At 48.3% G+C, this 19,669-nt stretch carries 22 protein-coding genes and 1 riboswitch (1 of these 23 running past the window's edge); of the genes, 13 read left to right on the top strand and 9 right to left on the bottom strand.

Annotated elements, in window-relative coordinates; genetic code table 11:
• Positions 1–27 precede the first annotated feature (27 nt).
• From E8L90_RS17755 to E8L90_RS17740, 5 genes are all read right to left on the bottom strand, one after another.
• A complete protein-coding gene (locus E8L90_RS17755; protein WP_137030588.1) occupies positions 28–879 on the bottom strand; it encodes an NAD(P)-dependent oxidoreductase in 852 nt (283 codons plus the stop codon).
• Between the two features lie 23 nt (positions 880–902).
• The gene (locus E8L90_RS17750; RefSeq protein WP_137030587.1) at positions 903–1,718 is read right to left on the bottom strand and encodes a pyrroline-5-carboxylate reductase family protein; all 816 of its coding nucleotides are present in this window, start codon (positions 1,716–1,718) and stop codon (positions 903–905) included.
• Between the two features lie 96 nt (positions 1,719–1,814).
• Positions 1,815–2,495: a zinc metallopeptidase gene (locus E8L90_RS17745; protein WP_137030586.1), complete on the bottom strand. Its 681-nt coding sequence runs from the start codon at positions 2,493–2,495 to the stop codon at positions 1,815–1,817.
• Between the two features lie 188 nt (positions 2,496–2,683).
• Positions 2,684–2,824, bottom strand: a complete 141-nt coding sequence (locus tag E8L90_RS30325; RefSeq protein WP_007729817.1) for a hypothetical protein — start codon at positions 2,822–2,824, stop codon at positions 2,684–2,686.
• A 79-nt stretch (positions 2,825–2,903) separates the two neighbouring features.
• Positions 2,904–4,190, bottom strand: a complete 1,287-nt coding sequence (locus E8L90_RS17740) for a glutamate-1-semialdehyde 2,1-aminomutase (protein ID WP_137030585.1) — start codon at positions 4,188–4,190, stop codon at positions 2,904–2,906.
• 149 nt (positions 4,191–4,339) lie between these two features.
• Between E8L90_RS17740 and E8L90_RS17735 the strand changes: the two genes are divergently transcribed.
• From E8L90_RS17735 to E8L90_RS17720, 4 genes are all read left to right on the top strand, one after another.
• Entirely contained in the window at positions 4,340–5,182 is an 843-nt protein-coding gene (locus E8L90_RS17735; protein WP_167497608.1) for a protein phosphatase 2C domain-containing protein, read from the top strand.
• An 89-nt stretch (positions 5,183–5,271) separates the two neighbouring features.
• Positions 5,272–6,282, top strand: a complete 1,011-nt coding sequence (locus E8L90_RS17730; RefSeq protein ID WP_137030583.1) for an ABC transporter ATP-binding protein — start codon at positions 5,272–5,274, stop codon at positions 6,280–6,282.
• On the top strand, positions 6,275–7,069 hold the full coding sequence (locus E8L90_RS17725) for an ABC transporter permease (protein WP_137030582.1): 795 nt from the start codon (positions 6,275–6,277) through the stop codon (positions 7,067–7,069). Before E8L90_RS17730 ends, E8L90_RS17725 begins: the two co-directional genes overlap by 8 nt.
• 3 nt (positions 7,070–7,072) lie before the next feature.
• Entirely contained in the window at positions 7,073–7,870 is a 798-nt protein-coding gene (locus E8L90_RS17720; protein WP_137030581.1) for an ABC transporter permease, read from the top strand.
• A 179-nt stretch (positions 7,871–8,049) separates the two neighbouring features.
• Here E8L90_RS17720 and E8L90_RS30870 read toward each other — a convergent pair whose 3' ends face one another.
• The gene (locus E8L90_RS30870) at positions 8,050–8,145 is read right to left on the bottom strand and encodes a putative holin-like toxin (protein WP_012684786.1); all 96 of its coding nucleotides are present in this window, start codon (positions 8,143–8,145) and stop codon (positions 8,050–8,052) included.
• A 225-nt stretch (positions 8,146–8,370) separates the two neighbouring features.
• Positions 8,371–8,525: riboswitch (FMN riboswitch) on the top strand.
• A 233-nt stretch (positions 8,526–8,758) separates the two neighbouring features.
• Between E8L90_RS30870 and E8L90_RS17715 the strand changes: the two genes are divergently transcribed.
• Both E8L90_RS17715 and proS read left to right on the top strand, forming a co-directional pair.
• Positions 8,759–9,370, top strand: coding sequence for an ECF transporter S component (locus E8L90_RS17715; RefSeq protein ID WP_137030580.1), 612 nt, complete (start codon positions 8,759–8,761; stop codon positions 9,368–9,370).
• 312 nt (positions 9,371–9,682) lie between these two features.
• Positions 9,683–11,149 (top strand): proline--tRNA ligase, encoded by a 1,467-nt coding sequence (proS, locus tag E8L90_RS17710; protein WP_137030579.1) that lies wholly within the window; start codon positions 9,683–9,685, stop codon positions 11,147–11,149.
• Positions 11,150–11,200: 51 nt separating this feature from the next.
• On the opposite strand, the gene E8L90_RS17705 is transcribed toward proS, so the two are convergent.
• Together E8L90_RS17705 and E8L90_RS17700 are read right to left on the bottom strand one after the other, a co-directional pair.
• Positions 11,201–11,839, bottom strand: a complete 639-nt coding sequence (locus tag E8L90_RS17705) for an HAD family hydrolase (RefSeq protein WP_137030578.1) — start codon at positions 11,837–11,839, stop codon at positions 11,201–11,203.
• Between the two features lie 63 nt (positions 11,840–11,902).
• A complete protein-coding gene (locus E8L90_RS17700) occupies positions 11,903–12,520 on the bottom strand; it encodes a winged helix-turn-helix domain-containing protein (protein ID WP_137030577.1) in 618 nt (205 codons plus the stop codon).
• A 156-nt stretch (positions 12,521–12,676) separates the two neighbouring features.
• On the opposite strand from E8L90_RS17700, the gene bcp reads away from it, so the two are divergent.
• The 4 genes from bcp to E8L90_RS17680 are packed head-to-tail and all read left to right on the top strand — an operon-like array spanning position 12,677 to position 15,582.
• Positions 12,677–13,147 carry a thioredoxin-dependent thiol peroxidase gene (gene bcp / locus E8L90_RS17695; protein ID WP_137030576.1) on the top strand — a complete coding sequence of 157 codons (471 nt, stop codon included), beginning with the start codon at positions 12,677–12,679 and terminating at the stop codon, positions 13,145–13,147.
• A 37-nt stretch (positions 13,148–13,184) separates the two neighbouring features.
• Positions 13,185–14,237: a M42 family metallopeptidase gene (locus E8L90_RS17690; RefSeq protein ID WP_137030575.1), complete on the top strand. Its 1,053-nt coding sequence runs from the start codon at positions 13,185–13,187 to the stop codon at positions 14,235–14,237.
• A 9-nt stretch (positions 14,238–14,246) separates the two neighbouring features.
• Entirely contained in the window at positions 14,247–15,008 is a 762-nt protein-coding gene (locus E8L90_RS17685; protein WP_137030574.1) for a class I SAM-dependent methyltransferase, read from the top strand.
• Between the two features lie 25 nt (positions 15,009–15,033).
• On the top strand, positions 15,034–15,582 hold the full coding sequence (locus E8L90_RS17680) for a cob(I)yrinic acid a,c-diamide adenosyltransferase (RefSeq protein ID WP_137030573.1): 549 nt from the start codon (positions 15,034–15,036) through the stop codon (positions 15,580–15,582).
• A gap of 36 nt (positions 15,583–15,618) precedes the next feature.
• Here E8L90_RS17680 and E8L90_RS17675 read toward each other — a convergent pair whose 3' ends face one another.
• Entirely contained in the window at positions 15,619–16,530 is a 912-nt protein-coding gene (locus tag E8L90_RS17675; protein WP_137030572.1) for a complex I NDUFA9 subunit family protein, read from the bottom strand.
• Between the two features lie 117 nt (positions 16,531–16,647).
• On the opposite strand from E8L90_RS17675, the gene nth reads away from it, so the two are divergent.
• The 3 genes from nth to E8L90_RS17660 all read left to right on the top strand — a co-directional run.
• Positions 16,648–17,331 (top strand): endonuclease III, encoded by a 684-nt coding sequence (gene nth, locus E8L90_RS17670; protein ID WP_137030571.1) that lies wholly within the window; start codon positions 16,648–16,650, stop codon positions 17,329–17,331.
• Positions 17,332–17,485: 154 nt separating this feature from the next.
• Positions 17,486–17,920 (top strand): peroxide-responsive transcriptional repressor PerR, encoded by a 435-nt coding sequence (gene perR, locus E8L90_RS17665; protein ID WP_012684796.1) that lies wholly within the window; start codon positions 17,486–17,488, stop codon positions 17,918–17,920.
• 272 nt (positions 17,921–18,192) lie between these two features.
• On the top strand, positions 18,193–19,669 hold the 5' portion of the coding sequence (locus E8L90_RS17660) for a glycosyl hydrolase family 18 protein (RefSeq protein WP_137030570.1). Its footprint extends 257 nt past the window's final position; only the first 1,477 of its 1,734 coding nucleotides appear in the window; its start codon is at positions 18,193–18,195; its stop codon lies off the right edge, out of view.

Genomic DNA, 19,669 nt, shown 5'->3' with positions numbered 1-19,669 from the left:
TATGTAGGGTCAGTCTAACCACGAAAACTATTTTCCCTCGAGATGACGCAGGATCGCCATCAAATCCAGCTCGCCCAGTCCTGATTCCAGTGCATGCCGATAGGTCGCATTTACGGATTCAGCCAATGGGGTAGAGACGCCTGCTTCATTCGCAAGGCGAAGGTCCTTGGCCATATGCTTTAGGGCAAAGGCAGCCGGATAGTCGTCAGCGAGGATGGAAGCCGCTTTTCCGCGAATGAGTGGTGTTCCTACGGCGCTCTCGGAAATGATGTCCAGCATCTGCTCTGTACCAATGCCGAGGGATCGTGCGAATAGTAATGTTTCAGACACACCTTGTACTGTAATGCCGAGCAGCAGGTTGATCGCCAGCTTCGCAGATGTACCCGCTCCGTTTGGTCCCAAATAAAACGCGGCTTTGCCCAGCTTGTCCAGCATAGGCTTGGCTACCTCAAAATCAGCCTGTTCTCCGCCTACCATGATGACGAGCTTCCCTTCTTTTGCAGGCCCTACACTGCCAGAGACAGGTGCATCGAGAAAGCGGAGCCCAGCATGTTTGGTCCGCTCGGCAAGAAACCGGGAAGTATCTGGTGAAACGGTGCTCATGTCCACCGCCAGCTTTCCTTGCACTGGAAGGCTCAAGAGACCATCTGATCCTGTATAGATTGCTTTTACGGCCTCATCGTCGCTTACCATAGTGAACAGTACATCGCTTTGTGCTACCAGCTTGGACAAAGTCGCAATCTGTTTCGCACCCAATGCCACCAATGGCGCAGCTTTTCCCGGTGTACGGTTCCAGACACGTACGTCGTAGCCTGCTGCCAGCAGATTGCTAGCCATTGGTATGCCCATGTTTCCCAAACCAATCCAACCGATGATCATCGTCTAGTTCTCCTATCCGCGATTTATGCTTTTATTTGTTTTTGGACAAGTATCTTCAAAGCAGCGTGCTTGGATTCTGTCATTGCAAACAACTCGTCAAATCCAGAAGGAAGCGTCTTGTCAAGAACACGCAAGCCTTCCTCGGTAATGCCACCTTTGGTAGCAACACGTTCGATCAGCTGGTCGAAGCTAAGCTGTTCGTTTTTGAGCAAAAGAGCGGTTCCCAGCATCGTTTCCACCAGCATGCTTCTGGCAGTATCCAAGTCAAGCTCTGGTGTTTTGCGAACGGCTGCCTGCGCGAACGAATCAAGAATTCCTGCGATCAGTCCTGGGGCGCTGCTGGTGAGGATCGTCGCTGTTTCGATCTCGACCTCAGATACTTCCTGTGATTGACTAATGGAAGACAGGAGAGTGAGGAGCTCATTGCGATCCTCTGCACTTGTTCGACTGCTGCATGTAAATAGAGATACACCATGCAGCTCTTGCGAAGTGACGGTAGGAATTACCTTGCTTACGGCGCCAGCATGGACGGTTTCTAAATCATCGATGCTAACACCTGCTGCCACAGAAACGATATGTACACTTTCAGGGATAGACAACTCACGCAGTACAGGCAGGATATCGAGTGGCTTTGTGCAGAGAAAGACTAGCTTTGCCTGGTCGCATACCTCTTGCGCACTTTCGGCTATGAGAATGCCATGTGATGCTTGCACATTTTCAGCCTTTTCTCTTGTTCGATTGAAGACGGTGATATACTCGGGCTGGATCACACCGCTTTTACAGAGTGATTTCACCAGCATTTGTCCCATACTGCCTAATCCAATGATTCCAATTCGCATGTGCAAAACCCCCCGTCTTATTGTAACGTAGCCTCATGAAAAAAGGTACAGCCTCCCCTATGAGAGAGCTGTACCTTTGCTGTTTCGTTAAACGGATTAGTCGTCAGAGCTACGGAAAATCATGATGTATTTCGCCAATTCCAGAACAGAGATCAGAGCGGCAGCTACGTACGTCAGAGCGGCTGCGCCCAGTACTTTGCTTGCCCCACGTTCTTCTTCATTGCGGATGAAGCCCATTTGGAGCATCAGGTCTTTCGCACGGCTACTTGCGTTAAACTCCACAGGCAGTGTGACGAGCTGGAAGGCAACTGCTCCGGAGAAGAAGATAATCCCGATGAGCAAGAGGCCAGCCATTTTAAAGAAGAAACCAGCCAACAGCAGCAATGGCGCCACACCGGACACCAGGTTGACTACCGGGAAAATGCGATGGCGAGCTACCAGCATCGGGTACGAGACCTTATGCTGAATTGCATGGCCGACCTCGTGACAAGCAACGGACAGAGAGGCAATCGAGTTGCCAAGGTATACAGGATCAGACAGGCGTACGACACGGTCAGTCGGGTCGTAGTGGTCAGTCAATGTACCTGGAATATGCTGAACAGGGACGTTCGTCAAGCCGTTGGCATCAAGCATGCGGCGGGCGGCCTCTGCACCGGTTAGACCGGAGGAGGTAGGAACTTCGGCGAATTTGTTAAAAGTTCCTTTCACACGGAACTGTGCCCAGAGCGACAGTCCGAATGCAATCAGAATCAGGAAATCCATAGGATGGAAAAACATTCCACACTCACTCCTCGCTGTAATCTATACTACTTCATTCTAGCCCATATTCATGTATACGAATAAGTCCTATGACAGTTTCATTATTTTATTGTACAATCTGTGTCCATTAATGACAATGTTGCCGCAGGCGAAAAAAACAGACACACTCCTCGTCATTACGATTGGGAATGTGTCTATTTTGATGGTTATCTGTCGTGATTTTGGGTTTTGTGATGCTCGGTTTTTCGCGGGTTTTGAAAGCCGGTCACCTCGAGCATTTTACTGCTCATTTTGGAATCCAACGTCTTTTCTGGAGCCTGCGGATATGATTTTTCACCTTTGGACACCGAGATATCCTCCTCGAAAACATAATCGCGAACAGGCTTATTATTTCCTCGGACGGTTGCGAAAGGACGTGGGAATGGTTTACAGCTGAGAAAAGGCGCGGTCTACAGCAGCGATGGTGTATTGAATGTCTTCTTCTGTATGAGCTGTCGTCACGAACCAAGCTTCATATTTGGATGGTGCCAGGCATACACCTTCATTCAGCATCAGCTGGAAGAAGCGGGCAAATATTTCTCCGTTCGCTTTCTGAGCTGCATCATAATCATGAACAGGCTCGTCCGTAAAGTAAACAGCCAAAGCTCCTTTTACACGATTGAGCTGGATGGTTACGCCGTGTTTGGTTGCCGCTTCGATGATGCCGTTTGCAAGCATGGCGCCCAGTCGTTCGAATTCATCGTACACGCCTGGCTGCTTCAATACTTCCAGGCACGCAATTCCCGCACGGATGGAAGCAGGATTACCAGCCATTGTTCCTGCTTGATACGCAGGTCCGAGTGGGGCGACTTGCTCCATGATTTCCCGACGACCGCCATAAGCGCCGATTGGCAGACCGCCACCGATAATTTTGCCCAATGCAGTCAGATCTGGCTCGACTCCGAGGAGGTTTTGTGCTCCGCCATAGCAGAAGCGGAAGGCCGTGATCACTTCATCGTAGACAACAAGTGCACCAGCTTCGTGCGTGATGCGGTTAACCTCTTCCAAGAAGCCAGGCTCAGGTGCCACGATACCGAAGTTGCCGACAATCGGTTCAACGAGGACGCAAGACGTTTCGCTTCCCCATTTGCTCATAGCATCTGCGAATGCTTCGATATTATTAAAAGGTACAGTAATGACTTCGCTGGCAATGCTTTGTGGAATACCTGCACTGTCCGGAATCCCCAAGGTAGATGGTCCAGAGCCAGCAGCAACGAGCACCAAATCGGAGTGGCCGTGGTAGCAGCCTGCGAATTTGATGACTTTGACGCGTCCGGTATAGGCACGTGCTACACGAATGCATGTCATGACTGCTTCTGTACCAGAGTTGTTGAATCGAATGCGCTCCATCGATGGGATTGCTTCGCGGATCATGTTTGCGAAGGTAATTTCCCATGGAGTAGGTGTACCGTACAGGGTTCCGTTGGCAGCAGCTTCGCAAATCGCTTTGGTTACATGTGGATGTGCATGGCCAGTAATGATGGGGCCATATGCTGCTAAATAGTCAATATATCGATTGCCGTCCACGTCCCAGAAATACGCGCCCTGGGCACGTTCCATCGTTACGGGTGCTCCCCCACCTACAGCCTTGAAAGAGCGGGAAGGGCTGTTTACCCCGCCTAGAATAACGTCGAGTGCTTGCTCGTGCAGTTGCGCGGATCGTTCACGTTTCATGCATATTCCCTCTTTTCTTTTGGAAAAAGTCCTTCATTATCTTACCACAGCAGTTCAACAACTGGATATGAACGAGAGCTATAGATGAAGAAAAGGAAAAATGATACAATTTTCAAGCAAATCACTCCTTGGGTAAAGGCGGGGTCATCATGAAACTTGAGAGCATCTCCATGAAAGGAAGCGGCAAAAGCAATGAGGACGCCTATGTGATTCAGCAGGTCAAGCATGTGTATTCGGTCATCGACGGTATTACTTCGCTGATTCCGTATGAGAACGCAGCAGGACAGACAGGCGGAGCTATCGCGGCTGAGCTTGTAAAAAAGCAGCTGGAAGCAATGCCGGAGGATGCAGCTTTGCACGAGTATTTGGAGACGATAAACGAAGCCCTTCAAGGGCAGATGCGGCAAAGCGGCATTGATCTTGAGAAAAAGGAAGCATTGTGGGGAGCGGCCTGTGCAGTCGTTCGTGTAGGAGATGCCCATATCGAGTACGCTCAATTGGGAGATTGCATGATTTTTGCCGTTTATGATGATGACACGGTACGCCCCTTGACGCATACGCAAGTCAGCCATTTGGAACAGGCAGTCATGGCGAAGTGGGGAGAAGGAATCAAAGAAGGATTGTGTACTCGAACAGAGCTGTACGAACGATGTATGGACATCCTGATCCATAACCGCTATCAGGCGAATGGACCAGGAGGCTACGGCGTGTTGAATGGCGATGTTGCCTGTCGGGACTTTATCGAGTATGGACGCATGAATCGAGTTGGCGTGAAGGCATTAGTGTTGGCAACGGATGGTCTTTTCATGCCGAGAGCTTTAGGTGGAGCACAGCCGAAGTGGGAAGAGACGGTGCTGCCGATCGTACATAAAGGGCTGCAACGTTACACAGACGAGCTCATCTCTCTGGAAAACAACGATCCCGAATGCATCCAGTATATCCGCTTCAAAAAGTCTGACGACAAAACGGGCATGATCCTTTATCTTCATTAACAGTTTGGTGCAGTTTGCCTTTTGCACAATTCGATTGGCTCATATACACTACAAATGGTATTTAAGCGAAGAAAAAAGGACGGTTTTCCATGATTCAAGTAAATCATTTACAAAAGGATTTCCGCATCCATCAGTCCAGACCGGGCCTTGGTGGTGCTTTTCGTGATTTGTTCAGTCGGGAGTACAAGACGGTAAATGCGGTGGATGACCTTTCCTTTACAGTACAGGAAGGGGAAATGTTCGCGCTGATTGGGGAAAATGGTGCCGGAAAATCGACCACGATCAAGATGCTGACCGGTATCTTGACCCCGAGCGACGGAGAAATCGTCATTAACGGCTATGTGCCTTTCAAGCAGCGGGAAGAGTACGTTCGTTCCATCGGAGTTGTTTTCGGGCAGCGCTCTCAGCTTTGGTGGGACCTTTCTCCGATAGAGTCCTTCCGTCTGTTGAAGAGTGTTTATAAAGTAGATGAGGCAGAAGGAGAAAAGTGGCTGGAGCGTTTGATTGAGGAGCTGGAGATTTCTCCGTTCGTCAGTCAGCCAGTGCGCAAGCTGAGTCTTGGTCAACGGATGCGCTGTGAAGTGGCTGCTTCGTTGATTCATAAGCCACGCCTGCTGTTTCTCGATGAGCCGACAGTTGGACTCGATGTACTCGTTAAGCAAAAAATCCGTGAGTTTCTCCGCAATCTGAACGAGACGGAAAATATGACGATCTTGTTGACGACTCACGATGTGTCAGACATCGAAGCACTCTGTAAACGCGTGCTTGTCATGGACAAAGGGAAGCTGATCTTCGATGGATTGTTGAATGACCTCAAGGAAAAATGGGGCAATGGCACAGAGGTGTCCTTCCAAATGAAAAAGCGCACTTCAACAGCCGCACTTCGTCAGGCATTGGGAGAGATGCCTTGTGAGATCAAGCAAATCAATGATTTTACCCTCAGTGTAAAAGTAGCGCGAAGTCAGGAAATGCTGCCCTTTGTTTTGTCGACAGTCATGTCATCGTTTGAAGTCAGCGATGTGAAAATTGAGGAGACGAGCACAGAGGATATCGTTCGCAACATTTATTCCTCAGACCAAGAGGTAGCTAACCATGCGTAAGCTTTATATGGAACTCATCCGCATGAGGTTCTTGACGATGCTTGCCTATCGTGTGAACTATTACAGCGGGATCATTATCTACGCGATTAACATCGGTGCGTACTACTTTTTGTGGGGAGCGATCTACGGAGGGCAGCAGCAGCTCGGCGGGCTGACGGTGGAACAGATGACTTCCTACGTTGCGATTGCTTGGATGTCGCGGGCGTTTTATTTTAACAACATCGATACAGAAATAGCCCAGGACGTCCGAGAAGGCAAGGTCGCGATCGAAATGATACGCCCTTATAATTACTTGTCCGTGAAAACGGCGCAGGCGTTCGGGGAAGGGATCTTTCGGTTTCTCTTTTTCGCGGGTCCAGGTATTTTCCTTATCAGTCTGATCATTCCGTTCAGCTTCCCGGCGACAGCGACTGGATGGGGGCTGTATTTGATCAGCTTGATGTGTGCGTTTTTGATTAATACACAAATCAATCTGGTGACAGGCTTACTGACTTTCTTCCTGTTCCGAAACGATGGCATGATGCGAGCCAAGCGGGTCGTGGTGGATCTGTTGTCTGGTCTCGTGCTGCCGATCAGCTTTTTCCCGGGCTGGGCGCAAACGGTAATGGGTTACCTTCCATTTCAGGCCGTTAACTACTACCCGAGCCTGATCTTCACAGGTGCGATTACAACGGAACGTTCCTGGGAATTGATCGGTTTTCAGTTCATCTGGATGTTTGTCATACTGGTTCCCATCTTGGTGATGTGGCGTCTTGCCCGCAACAAGCTGGTTGTGCAAGGAGGGTAGAGCATGCAAAACATGAGACATATTTTCAGTATTTTTGCCGACTACCTGAGCCAGTACTTTAAGACGAGGCTTGCCTATCGAACGGATTTTCTCGGGGACTTTGTGTCTAATCTGGTTTCTGAGCTAATCAATCTCATCTTTATTATTGTCGTGTTCACGCATGTTCCGCTTATGGGGGATTGGACGCGTGACGAGATTATCTTTATCTATGGTTTCTTTTTGGTTCCATACGCATTGTTCTCGATGTTCTTCGGTTTTTGGGACTTTAATGAGCGCTATATCATCCGGGGCGAGATGGATCGCATCTTAACGAGACCGATTCACAATCTGGCACAGGTGTGCCTCGAGTCAATTGCGCCAGACCGCATTTTTGGAGTGATAACCGGGATCATCATCATGGGGTATGCAGCCATTCAACTTGATTTGTCGTTTTACTGGTACGACGTGTTCATCTTTATCGGGCTCTCAATCAGCGGGGCACTGATTTACGGTGGCGTGTATACCGCGATTGCTGCGGTTAGCTTCTTTTCTGACTCGCGGACAGGGATTGCCCCGATGATCTACAACATCCAGCAATACGGGCGCTATCCGGTAGACGTGTACAACAAGGCTATTCGCTTTGTGCTCACTTACGTGCTGCCGTTTGCCTTCGTGGGTGTTTATCCGGCGGCTTACTTTTTGCGTAAGGAAGTCTGGTACACGTATGCGGCAATGACACCGGTAGTTGCTGTCATCTTTTTCGGGATCGGGCTGTTAGTCTGGAACTGGGGAGTTACGAAGTATCGGGGAGCAGGTTCTTGATTATTTATAATTCGACCTCGCTGTGGTAATATTGGATGTAACGAGATCCACAAGCATAAAGTAAAAAAGACCGTTCCGGCGGCAACTGGAGCGGTCGGTACAATAGGAGCTTCCCCCATAGGGGTGCGGCTCAAATCTGGGTGTGAAATAGACCGCTGAGGTGCGAACTCAAGGGCGGTCTATTTCTTTTTGGTCAAGGTAACAACCAAGCCGATTAAAGCGACCAGGAACAACCCAAACTGGAAAAGCAGTCCGAGTGTTTCATTCGTTACCACAGGCCTCACCCCCTTTCAAATGGGGATGAGCCGCGACCACCCTTGAGGAGCCGATTCTATTGTACAAGCGAATGATAGCATGAAGTGCTCTCTAGTTAGCAAGTGTCTTTTTTTACTCATTATTCATACTAAACAAATCGGAAAAATAAGCAAAAATTATCGAGCTGGCAGATTCCTCTATTGTCAAATCAAAAAACAGCAGTATAATATGCTGTATACAACTACACATTCCTTCGGGGCAGGGTGAAATTCCCGACCGGCGGTGATCATGCTTTATGCATGTTAAGCCCGCGAGCCTCCCGAGCTGCAAATAGCGACGGAGTGCAGGATCTGGTGTGATTCCAGAGCCGACAGTACAGTCTGGATGGGAGAAGGATGACGACAGTACGTTTATCACACGTGCTTGTTTGCCTGTGCAAACGGGATGAGAACGTAGAGGCCAGCCCTCTTGTTTCTTGTACCTTTTATTTGCGCACGGTTTTGTCATACGCTTGCAAATGCCCTGTGGAACTTATAGCCACAGGGTTTATTTTTGTTTGTGTAACAAGACGTGTGAGTACAACGACTGTTGCCATTCCTCAAGAAGGAGTAGAAAAATGAGGAGATGGTAAACATGAAAGAAACAGCGCTGCATTCTTCGCGCACACGTGCAACCCAAAAGCTGGTGACGATTCCCATGCTGGCGGCCGTTGCATTTATTCTGCAGTATCTCGAGGTTCCCGTTCCGCTGATGCCAAGCTTTTTGAAGCTCGACTTCAGTACACTCCCGGCATTGATCGGGGGACTCATGTACGGACCTGTAGCTGGCGTTATTATCGAGGTACTAAAAAATACATTGCACATGCTCTTCAAAAATACAGACGGTCTGTTGATCGGTGAGCTCGCAAACATTGTGGCAGGATCAAGCTTTATTTTTGCGGCTGTTTACATGCAGCGTCTCGGCCAAGGCAAAAAAGGCTTCCTGACTGGTCTTGCTCTGGGAACGATTTTGATGACGATTGTCATGGCTGTGGCAAATGCATATGTGCTGTTGCCTGCATACGCTGTGCTTTATCAAATGCCGATTGAACAGCTCTTGACCATGTTCAATGCGACAAGTATCTGGTCATTGGTTCTGTACGGAATCGTACCATTTAATCTCTTCAAAGGTGTTATGATTTCAGTGGTTGCGTATCCGATCTATGTGAAGCTCGGCTCCAGAATCGCTCCGCGTACCAGCAATTGACAACCACGATGTGACTCGCTAATATGTTTAGTTAATAGATAGTCACAAAAGGCTATGAAAGGACCCGCAGCTATACCCACGTGACAGAGAGTCGGCCCTAGTCTGGAAGGCTGATACGTAAAGGTTAACTGCAACCCATCCTGAAGCCGCTGGTGAAGAGCTGAGCCGGATGCCCACCGTTATCGGGTTATCGAGAGGACTATGGCGTATGCTGTGGTCAATCAGGGTGGTACCGCGGAAGTTAATCCTCCGTCCCTTTTGGGATGGGGGATTTTTTGCATTTTACGTAAGAACAAAAAGGAGCGTAGACGGATGAAAGAGGACAAAGCGTTTGTAAAAGAAATTACACCGCAATCGGAGGATTTTTCGCGTTGGTACATCGATGCCATTAAAAAGGCGGATTTGATGGATTACACACCGGTACGCGGCTGCATCGTGTTCAAGCCGGATGGCTTTGAGCTATGGGAGCGAATTCAAGAGGCGATGAATAAGCGCTTCAAAGAGACAGGGCATCGCAATGCCTATTTCCCGATGCTAATCCCCGAGTCCTTCTTTCAAAAAGAGAAAGAGCATATCGAGGGCTTCAATCCAGAACTGCCTTGGGTAACAGAGGCTGGTGGCGAGCCACTAGAGGAAAAGCTCGCGCTACGTCCAACTTCCGAGACGATCATCGGACATATGTATAGCCAATGGATTCAGAGTTATCGTGACCTACCTGTATTAATCAACCAGTGGGCAAACGTGTTTCGCTGGGAGAAGCGGACGATGCCGTTCTTGCGGACATCGGAATTTCTTTGGCAGGAAGGCCACACAGCACATGCGACAGAGGAAGAAGCTCGTCAGGAAACGATGCAAATGCTAGAGATTTACCGAGAGGTCGTCGAGCAGGAGCTGGCGATTCCGGTTTGGAAGGGACAAAAAACACCAAGTGAACGCTTTGCTGGTGCTGTCGACACGTATTCCATTGAAGCGATGATGAAGGATGGCAAAGCAGTGCAAGCGGGCACCTCGCACTATTTGGGCGATAAATTCGCGCGCGGCTTTGAAATCAAGTTTTTGGATCGTGACAATCAGTTCAAGTACGTTCACACCACATCATGGGGAACCTCTACGCGACTGATTGGTTCGATGATCATGGTGCATGGCGATGACCGAGGTCTCGTGTTGCCACCTCGCATGGCTCCGACACAGGTAATTATGATACCAGTCGGTCCGATGAAGCTGCGCGAGAAAGTCATGGAGGCGTTTGATCCACTCTTTGACCAGATCAAGGCCGCAGGAGTGCGCGTCCGTGCTGATCTTCGCGAAGAAACACCAGGCTGGAAGTTCAATGAGTGGGAAATGCGCGGAGTTCCGCTGCGTTTGGAGCTCGGCCCGCGTGACGTGGAAAATGGTCAAGTGATTTTGGCTCGTCGTGATACAGGAGAGAAGGTGACGGTTTCACTTGACGGTATCGGGCAGACCGTTGTTCAACTGTTGGAAGAGATTCAGCAAAATATGTTCCAAAAAGCACTAGCCTTCCGTGATGAGAACTCATATTTGGGGATCGATACACTGGAGCAGCTATCCGCTCATATTGCCAAAAACGAGAGCGAAAAAAAGACGAGCGGCTGGGTGTTAGCTGGCTGGTGCGGGGATGATGCTTGTGAATCGAAGATCAAGGAAGAAACCAGGTTCACCTCGCGCAACATCCCGTTTGAGCCTCCTGTACAAAAGAAAGCCTGCATTTGCTGCGGCAAAGAGTCACAGCATAGCGTCTGGTTCGGAAGGGCGTATTAATCAAAAAAAGGGTGTGTCCACGCTTCGGCGCAGGGCACACCCTTTTTTCAACTAGCGTCCAAGTATCCAATCAGTAAAGGCTTGTACATCTGTAAAGTGGTAGTCAGGCTCGGGATCGAATTTTCCCGCCTTTTGTGTAACCAAAAGCCAATCCACACCGATTGTTCGCAAACCAGCGGCTCGGCCAGCCAACACGTCAGCATCACTGTCACCTACGAAAATGGTTTCCGCAGGAGTTGCGCCTAGCTGTTTCATAGCGGTAAAAATACTTTCTGGATGTGGCTTTGGATGTGTGACCTCATCCCCTGTGATCACGACGGAAAAATACGAATCTAATCCCCATTCTCGAAGGGAGATGTCAGCACTTTTGCGTCCTTTTCCTGTTACGATGCCCATTTGGATACCTGCTGCGTGTAGTTCGTCGAGCATGCTTCGGATATTTTCCGGGTTTTGTACGCGGGAGTGTTCATCTGTGTATACACGATAAAAATGAGCGAAGGCGTTGTCATGCGCATATGAGGGAAGCTTGTTTTGTAAAATGCCTGTTTCTGTGGGGCCAAAGAGAGCTACAATCTGCTCGTCTGTATAATGCTCCTGCAAAAACTCCTGAAAGGTAGAACGAAAAGCGGTGAATATTAAGGGGAGGGTATCGGCAACTGTGCCGTCGAAATCAAACAAGATCGTCCGCATTGGGGTTCTCCTTTGATTAGAAAATGAAAGAAAACCATCGTATCTGATGGTTCTCTTGGTGACTTACTCATCCGAATCATCAAAAGGAGCATTTGTATCATCTGTTGGGTCAGCTGGAGTCATTGGGAACAGGATGTCGAAAAACTTGAATTTTCGACGGCCAGATTCCGGTTTGAACCCTTTGTACTTTTGCAACAGCTCAGAGATGTCTTCTACAAATTGATTACGTTCATCTTGACTCAAATAAAATTCGGTCAAATTAAAAGCGAACGTATTTTGGTATTCTTTCCGAACATCTTGGTCGCTTGCGACGAAGCGATTGAGCGTTCGCATGAGGTCCTTTTCCGTAGTACGAAACGGTGTAAACATGACATCACTTAATTGTTGAGCGTTTTCTTCAATCATCAATTGGAGCTTGACCTGAATGACCTTGGCAACGGGCTCATAGTATTTCTCCACAATAGAGCCTTTTACCCGGGTATCCACTTGCTCGAGCAGCCCAACACGCACGAGCTCCTTCACATGATAATGTAGCCGTGCAGCATTTTCGCCTAGTTCTGTAGCGATTTGTTTGGCTGTTCTGGGCTCCAAATCTTCAAAGAGTTCCAAAATTTTAACCCGTTCCGCTATAGCAAGCGATTTTAGCGCTTCTGGATCTGTTACTTCAAAAAACTCTTTCATGCGAATTCACCATCCAACTGACTAGGCCAAATTTTATTTTTTTTTATTCTATCCTTTTCTGAATCAAAGCGCAACTTGTATGCGGATGAAGTGAATACTAGATTGTGGTAAAATGGGACCAGCGAAAACAGGATATTATCGAGAGGAGGGAAAAGTTTGACGGCAGTAGGACAAGCTGCACCTGCATTTACTTTGCAGGCGAGCAACAATCAGACCCTCTCACTTTCCCAATTTCATGGACAAAATGTGGTGCTTTATTTTTATCCGAAGGACCAAACACCGACATGTACCACAGAAGCATGCGACTTCCGTGACTTCCATTCGAGCTTTGCTGAGCTGAATACAGTTGTTCTGGGAATCAGTCCGGATTCTGTGAAATCGCATGACAAATTTATCGCAAAGCACGAATTGCCGTTTCCACTTCTGGCAGATCCGGATCACCAGGTGGCCGAGGCTTATGGTGTGTGGGTGTTGAAAAAAATGTACGGACGAGAGTACATGGGCATAGAACGCACGACGTTCGTCATCGACAAAGAAGGCAACATCGCAAAAGCATGGCCAAAAGTAAAGGTCAAAGGGCATGTGCAGGAAGTACTTCAATTTATTAAGGAAGAACTTCAATCCTAACGTTTATTTCGCAAAGCGCGAATGGAGGAACATACAGATGAGTGTATCCACGGAATATGTTGTACAAAGCTTTTGCCAATTGGCGAACATCCCAAGTCCATCTGGCAATACAGAAAAAGTAATGGCCTGGGTTGCACAAGAGTTAGAGAAGCTTGGCGTGTCCTATAAAAGGACAAACAAAGGAGCAATCGTTGCAACAGTAGCGGGGGCCAATAACGACAAAGCAAGACTTTTGACAGCTCACGTAGATACGCTGGGCGCGATGGTAAAAGAAATAAAGAGCAACGGGCGCTTGAAGCTGACCTTGATCGGCGGCTTTGCATTCAATGCGATTGAAGGGGAGCACTGCGTTGTAGAGACTAGCAGCGGTCGTCTTGTAACCGGTACCATTTTGTCCACCAAAGCTTCCGTGCACGTATACAGCTCAGAATCTGGCAAAGCTGAGCGCAATGAGGCGAACATGGAAGTCCGACTGGATGAAAAGGTCACAAACAAAGAACAAGTACTTGCGCTTGGAATTTCCGTCGGAGATTTTGTCTCCTTCGATCCGCGCGTGACGGTAACGGATAGCGGCTTTATCAAGTCCCGCCATATCGACGATAAAGCAAGCGTGGCTGTGCTGCTGGGGGTTCTGAAAGAACTGAGTGAATCCGGCTTGAAGCTGCCTTACACTACGTACTTTTTTATCAGCAATAATGAAGAGATCGGTTACGGCGGTAACTCCAGCATCCCTGACAATGTAGTGGAGTACCTGGCTGTCGACATGGGCGCGATTGGGGACGGACAGACGACAGATGAGTATTGCGTGTCCATTTGTGCGAAGGATTCCACTGGACCTTACCACTACGGATTGCGCAGCCATCTGACCAAGCTCGCACAAGCGAATGATCTGAATTACCAAGTGGATATTTATCCCTACTATGGTTCTGACGCAAGTGCTGCACTGAGAGCCGGATATGACGTTGTCCATGGCTTGATCGGACCGGGAGTAGATGCATCCCACTCCCATGAACGTACACATAAAGAAGCGCTCGACAACACGGCAAAGCTCGTGATGGCCTACCTTCAATCAGAAGAAATGCAAGCATAGGAGGACCCGATGAGCAATATGTATCAATGGGCTGACTACTATGATCTCACGCAACGCGGAGTTGCAGGTGATGTTGAGTTCTATCTGGAACAAGCCAAGCTGGCCGGGGGAAAAGTGCTGGATCTCGCTTGCGGCACCGGAAGAATCAGTATTCCGATGGCGCAGGCTGGCATCGACGTTACCGGAATTGACTTATCCCAAGATATGCTGGCAAGGGCTCAGGTAAAAGCAGAGGAACAAGGTGTGACATCTGGCTTGAAGCTATCGCAAGGGGATATGCGTGCTTTTGATCTGCAGGAGTCATTTTCGCTGATTATGATTCCGTTTCGGTCGTTTTTGCACCTGTTGCATGTTCAAGAGCAAATGAAGGCATTGACCTGCATTCGCAAGCATCTGGCTCCAGGTGGGAAGTTCATCATGAACGTGTTTGTGCCCAAGATTCATCATTTTTACGAGGAAAATGAAAAGATGTCCTTGCGTGGCACCTATCCACTTCCGTCGGGGGAAGAGGTTGCGATGTGGGATTACACACGTTATGACCATTTTCAGCAACTGTCCGAAGTGACACGTATTTACGAGCGTACGGATGCACAGGGAGTTGTGACGGAACGGGTAAAAGGCCGATTTACTCTCCGCTACATTTTCCCTGCGGAACTCCATCACCTGCTTCGTTTAAACGGCTTGAAGGTCACACAACGATACGGCTCTTTTGCAAAGACACCTTTTGATGCAAATAGCTCAGAATTGATTCTGGTCGCAGAAGCCTTGTAAACGGAACCTGTGGAGGGGATAGGGAATGAAGATTTATACAAAGTCAGGGGATAAAGGTGAGACGTCACTGGTCGCAGGTGTTCGCGTGCCTAAGTTTGCGGACCGTGTAGAGGCATACGGCACGTGCGATGAAGCCAACTCGCAGATTGGATTGGCACTGGCCATGTTGCCTGCGTCAGAAGAATGGAAGGAATTGCAGGATGTCTTCCATGTCATTCAGACAAAGCTGTTCCATGTAGGAGCTGAGCTGGCGACACCAGAAGGCAAGAAGGTCGGTTGGCCGATTGCAGAAGAGGACGTTACTTTTCTGGAAGAGCAAATTGACATGCTAGATGCTAAGTTGCCGCCGCTCACCAATTTTATTTTGCCTGGCGGACATCCAGCTGCGGCTGCTTTCCATGTTTCCCGTACGGTCGTCCGACGTGCAGAGCGCAAAGCTGTTCATGTGGCACAGCAGGAGCAGGTAAACCCGTCCGTGGTCAAATACCTCAACCGACTGTCCGATTTTCTGTTCGTTGTAGCTCGCCATGTTAATAAAGAGACAAGTGCTGTAGAAAAAACACTGCACGAATAGGCAAAAGCCCCCTGGGATCAAACAGGGGGCTTTCACTTATTTGGTACGCAGGTAAGAGGTGATTCCCGGAAGAAAGTCGATTTTCTCCGTATGAAAAGTCTCGTAGAGAAGCTTTCCATCCTTACATGCGTTTCCTTCTAGCAGCATAGTGAGCTGCGTGTTGGTAATCGGGAAAAATGGAAATCTTTCCAACATATTTACCACAGGCTTCATGAGAGCGAGAGGGATGTGGATTTTATTGACCTTTCGCTTTCCAATGGCCTCGCCAATCGTATCGAGAATTTGTCCGTAGGAAAGCCGTTCGGGTCCACCTGTTTCGTAGGTTTGGTTGGTTGATTCGGGTCTGCTCAAGGCTTGGACGAATACATCCGCCACCGTCTTGCGAGCGACTGGCTGCAAAGGGTAGGAACCATCGCCAATGACCGGTGTGACAGGTAACCGGACTAGATCGGCGAGCATGTTCACGAATTCATCCCCAGGACCAAAAATAACAGATGGACGGAAAATGACGTACGGAATACCGCTTGCTTGTACAAGCTGCTCCGCTTCGTATTTGGTACGATGGTAGGCGCTCGTGGCGTTTTCGCGTGCACCAAGAGCACTCATATGGACAAAGCGCTTGATTCCCGCTCGCTTGGCAGCCTCCAGTACATTTTTTGTCCCCTCTACATGGATACGAGAAAAGCTAATGCCTTTCCCCGGTTGTTCGCGAATAATTCCAACGAGGTGGATGACAGCATCGCAGCTTTGCATCGCTCTCATCAATGATTCTTTATCAAATAGATCGCCAGTTGCTTCCGTTATATGCGCATTGGCGGTTTCGTTGTAGGGAAGCTTACCTGTTGAACCAGCTCTGGTGAGGCAAACCGTCTCATATCCTTCTGCCGGCAAGCGCTCGAGTATACCCCGTCCAACAAAACCTGTGGCACCAGTCAGGAATACTTTCATGGAAACCTCCTCCCGTCAAATACTTCCAGACTCATTGTACAACAGTTGCAGTCTGCGGTGCTATCGATCGATGTGTTGACCAAGACGGTATAATGTAGGGAAAAGGGGGATATATTTATGGCACAACGCAAAGTACCTGTGGCCGACATTTTGGATAATTTGCAGCAGCTTTATCCGGATGCGCACTGTGAATTGAATTATACAACCCCGTTTGAACTTCTTATTGCGACCATTCTTTCGGCCCAATGTACAGATAAACGGGTGAATGAGATTACCGCACCCATGTTCCAGCACCTAAACCAGCCGGAGCATTACCTTCATTTGACACAGGAAGAAATGGAAGAGCATATAAAAGGGCTCGGGTTGTATAAGAATAAGAGTAAAAACATTCTAGAGACCTGTAGAATCTTGTACGAAAAATACAATAGCGAAGTTCCACAAACGCATGCCGAGCTCGAAGCATTGCCAGGGGTAGGGAGAAAGACTGCAAATGTCGTTTTGTCCAATGCATTCGGGATTCCTGCGATCGCAGTGGATACACATGTATTCCGCGTAGGCAATCGGTTAGGCCTTGCGAATAGCGACAATGTGGACGAAGTGGAGCGTCAGCTCATGAAGCGCATTCCAAAAGAGAAGTGGACGGATGCGCATCATTGGCTAATTTGGCACGGCAGACGTGTATGTTCGTCGCGCAATCCACAGTGCGGTAGCTGTACACTTCAATCCATGTGTAAGTTTGCACAGGCGGAAGCCAAAAAAGCCAAAAAAACTGCAACCAAAAAGCCTGCAAAAGCAAAGTGAAAAACTTGATTTTCCACTTCTTTCTGTTCAAATCGAATGAATGGATATTGACAGTTTTCGCCGACTAGACGTACACTTATTTATAGTAATTCTAATCAATGACATTAGAGAAGCTTGTTCTTTTGTCTTGCGAAAGACTGTGGGGTGTAACAAGATGGTACAACGTGTGGAGAAAGCTGTTGAAATCCTGAAGAATACCGGGGTTCGTATGACACCACAGCGCCATGCAATTTTGACCTATTTGCTGGAAACGATGACTCACCCGACGGCTGACGAAATATATAAAGCCCTTGAAGGCAAATTCCCGAATATGAGCGTTGCAACGATTTATAACAATCTACGAGTCTTTAAAGATGCTGGATTGGTTACAGAGCTCACTTACGGGGATGCGTCCAGCCGATTCGATGCCAATGTGGAAGAAGATCATTATCACGCGATCTGTACCACCTGTGGGGCAATCAGTGACTTCCACTTTCCGTATTTGCGGGATGCAGAAGTAGCTGCTTCCAAGGACATTGGCTTCAAAGTAACCGGACATCGTATGGAAGTTTATGGCGTTTGTGATTCCTGTCAAAAGAATCCCCACTAAAAATGTATTTGATGGATGAGCACCTCCTGCTTGAATCGGATAATCCCGGTGATGCAGGGGGTGTTTGCTTATGGAGGACATAACCCTTTCTGTCGATATCTGTAACCTTTTGGCTTCTCATACGTCTTCTTTTTGGTAGAAGCTTGTCCGTGAATTACCAGAATACAAAAGGTTGTGAATGTATTGAACCAACGCTATGATCGAAATAATGAGTCAAATCATACAGCCCAAGTCAGAAGACAGGCTTATGTACCGGGAAGCAGGTGGAGATTATGAGCAGGGAGTCTGGTAGAGCTCTGCGACCAAGACGAAGAAGAAGAAGGGCCTTTGGCAGGCTGTTTTTGTTAAGCTTTTTCTTGTTGGCTATCTTTGGCAGCATTTACTGGTTTTTTGTACTCCGTGCCTCAACCGAGCATGTGCAGCCGTATGATGGTGATAAAAATGTGATTGTATACGAAGGATCGCAGAAAGAGTCTACGTATATATTGGAATCAGAGCAAATATTGTTGCCCTTTGATTTCATTAAAGAAAACATTGATCCAGCGATTTTTTGGGATGAACCTACACGTTCCGTTATCGTCACGACGAAGGATAAGGTGCTTCGGATGGAGAGCGGAGAAGTTGTCGCTTATCTGAACAAAAAACCTGTGGATTTACTCGTTCCAGTAAAAGAGGTCGAAGGTACACGCTATGTCCCGCTGGACCCTTTGGAAAAGCTGTATCCTTATTCATTTGAGCGAAAAGCAGATACGGGTGTCCTAGTCGTCGAAAAAGAGGGCTACGAAATCCAGCGAGCAAAAGTGATCGCTGCCGAGGAAAAACAAGCAGTTCGTACCGGTGCTTCTCACCGAACCCCGATTGTAGCAGAGCTGTCTGCGGGTGAGATTGTCGACGTTCTTGGAAAGAAGGAAAACTGGTATCATGTTTTAACCACCTCGGGTGTAGGGGGATATATTTCAGAGAGAAGTATTGAAATGATGGATGTGCGCAAAGTCCAGCTGGAGCACACGACTGCTAACGGACAACAACACGCAGCTTGGAAGCCTGAGGGTAAGATCAACCTCGTATGGGAGCACGTCGTCAGTAAAAATCCGGATGTTTCAAAAATTGATGCATTACCAGGGGTAAATGTAGTTTCTCCTACTTGGTTTGAAATGAAGGATGCAGAAGGAAATCTGTTGAACAGGGCCGATTCTGCATACGTCAAATGGGCCCACAAGAGGGGCTACAAGGTTTGGGGGCTAGTTACAAACGGCTTTAATCCCGATTGGACCAAGTCCGTTCTCGGTAGCTATGACAAGCGCGATCAATTAATTGCCCAACTCCTGTACTACGCTCATCTTTATGATCTCGATGGCATCAACATCGATTTTGAGAACGTATATTTAGAAGAGAAAGAGGAACTCGTTCAGTTTGTTCGAGAGCTGACGCCGTATCTCCATCAGCAAGGACTGACCGTTTCCATAGATGTGACGATCAAGTCAAATGCTAAGCAATGGTCCATGTTCCTGGATCGGAAAGCTTTGGCTGAGGTCGTCGATTATGTTGCGGTGATGACATATGATGAGCATTGGGCAGCGAGTCCAAAAGCTGGTTCTGTCGCATCACTACCATGGGTGGAGCGGGGCTTGCAAGGAGTGCTGGAAGAGGTCCCTAACGAAAAACTGCTGCTGGGTGTACCTTTTTACACACGCTTGTGGACCGAAGCCAAGCAGGCAGATGGCACTGTGAAAGTGAGCTCCAAAGCTT

Origin of the sequence: Brevibacillus antibioticus, from assembly GCF_005217615.1 — a bacterium.
In the GTDB taxonomy this organism is placed as follows: Bacteria; Bacillota; Bacilli; order Brevibacillales; family Brevibacillaceae; genus Brevibacillus; species Brevibacillus antibioticus.
This window is presented reverse-complemented; position numbering and strand designations above follow the sequence as displayed.

Excerpts from the sequence above, each read along its gene's own strand:
- E8L90_RS17755 (WP_137030588.1), bottom strand. The coding sequence starts at position 879 with ATGATCATCGGTTGGATTGGTTTGGGAAACATGGGCATACCAATGGCT.
- E8L90_RS17750 (WP_137030587.1), bottom strand. The coding sequence starts at position 1,718 with ATGCGAATTGGAATCATTGGATTAGGCAGTATGGGACAAATGCTGGTG.
- E8L90_RS17745 (WP_137030586.1), bottom strand. The coding sequence starts at position 2,495 with ATGTTTTTCCATCCTATGGATTTCCTGATTCTGATTGCATTCGGACTG.
- E8L90_RS17740 (WP_137030585.1), bottom strand. The coding sequence starts at position 4,190 with ATGAAACGTGAACGATCCGCGCAACTGCACGAGCAAGCACTCGACGTT.
- E8L90_RS17735 (WP_167497608.1), top strand. The coding sequence starts at position 4,340 with ATGAAACTTGAGAGCATCTCCATGAAAGGAAGCGGCAAAAGCAATGAG.
- E8L90_RS17730 (WP_137030583.1), top strand. The coding sequence starts at position 5,272 with ATGATTCAAGTAAATCATTTACAAAAGGATTTCCGCATCCATCAGTCC.
- E8L90_RS17725 (WP_137030582.1), top strand. The coding sequence starts at position 6,275 with ATGCGTAAGCTTTATATGGAACTCATCCGCATGAGGTTCTTGACGATG.
- E8L90_RS17720 (WP_137030581.1), top strand. The coding sequence starts at position 7,073 with ATGCAAAACATGAGACATATTTTCAGTATTTTTGCCGACTACCTGAGC.
- E8L90_RS17715 (WP_137030580.1), top strand. The coding sequence starts at position 8,759 with ATGAAAGAAACAGCGCTGCATTCTTCGCGCACACGTGCAACCCAAAAG.
- proS (WP_137030579.1), top strand. The coding sequence starts at position 9,683 with ATGAAAGAGGACAAAGCGTTTGTAAAAGAAATTACACCGCAATCGGAG.
- E8L90_RS17705 (WP_137030578.1), bottom strand. The coding sequence starts at position 11,839 with ATGCGGACGATCTTGTTTGATTTCGACGGCACAGTTGCCGATACCCTC.
- E8L90_RS17700 (WP_137030577.1), bottom strand. The coding sequence starts at position 12,520 with ATGAAAGAGTTTTTTGAAGTAACAGATCCAGAAGCGCTAAAATCGCTT.
- E8L90_RS17690 (WP_137030575.1), top strand. The coding sequence starts at position 13,185 with ATGAGTGTATCCACGGAATATGTTGTACAAAGCTTTTGCCAATTGGCG.
- E8L90_RS17685 (WP_137030574.1), top strand. The coding sequence starts at position 14,247 with ATGAGCAATATGTATCAATGGGCTGACTACTATGATCTCACGCAACGC.
- E8L90_RS17680 (WP_137030573.1), top strand. The coding sequence starts at position 15,034 with ATGAAGATTTATACAAAGTCAGGGGATAAAGGTGAGACGTCACTGGTC.
- E8L90_RS17675 (WP_137030572.1), bottom strand. The coding sequence starts at position 16,530 with ATGAAAGTATTCCTGACTGGTGCCACAGGTTTTGTTGGACGGGGTATA.
- nth (WP_137030571.1), top strand. The coding sequence starts at position 16,648 with ATGGCACAACGCAAAGTACCTGTGGCCGACATTTTGGATAATTTGCAG.
- perR (WP_012684796.1), top strand. The coding sequence starts at position 17,486 with ATGGTACAACGTGTGGAGAAAGCTGTTGAAATCCTGAAGAATACCGGG.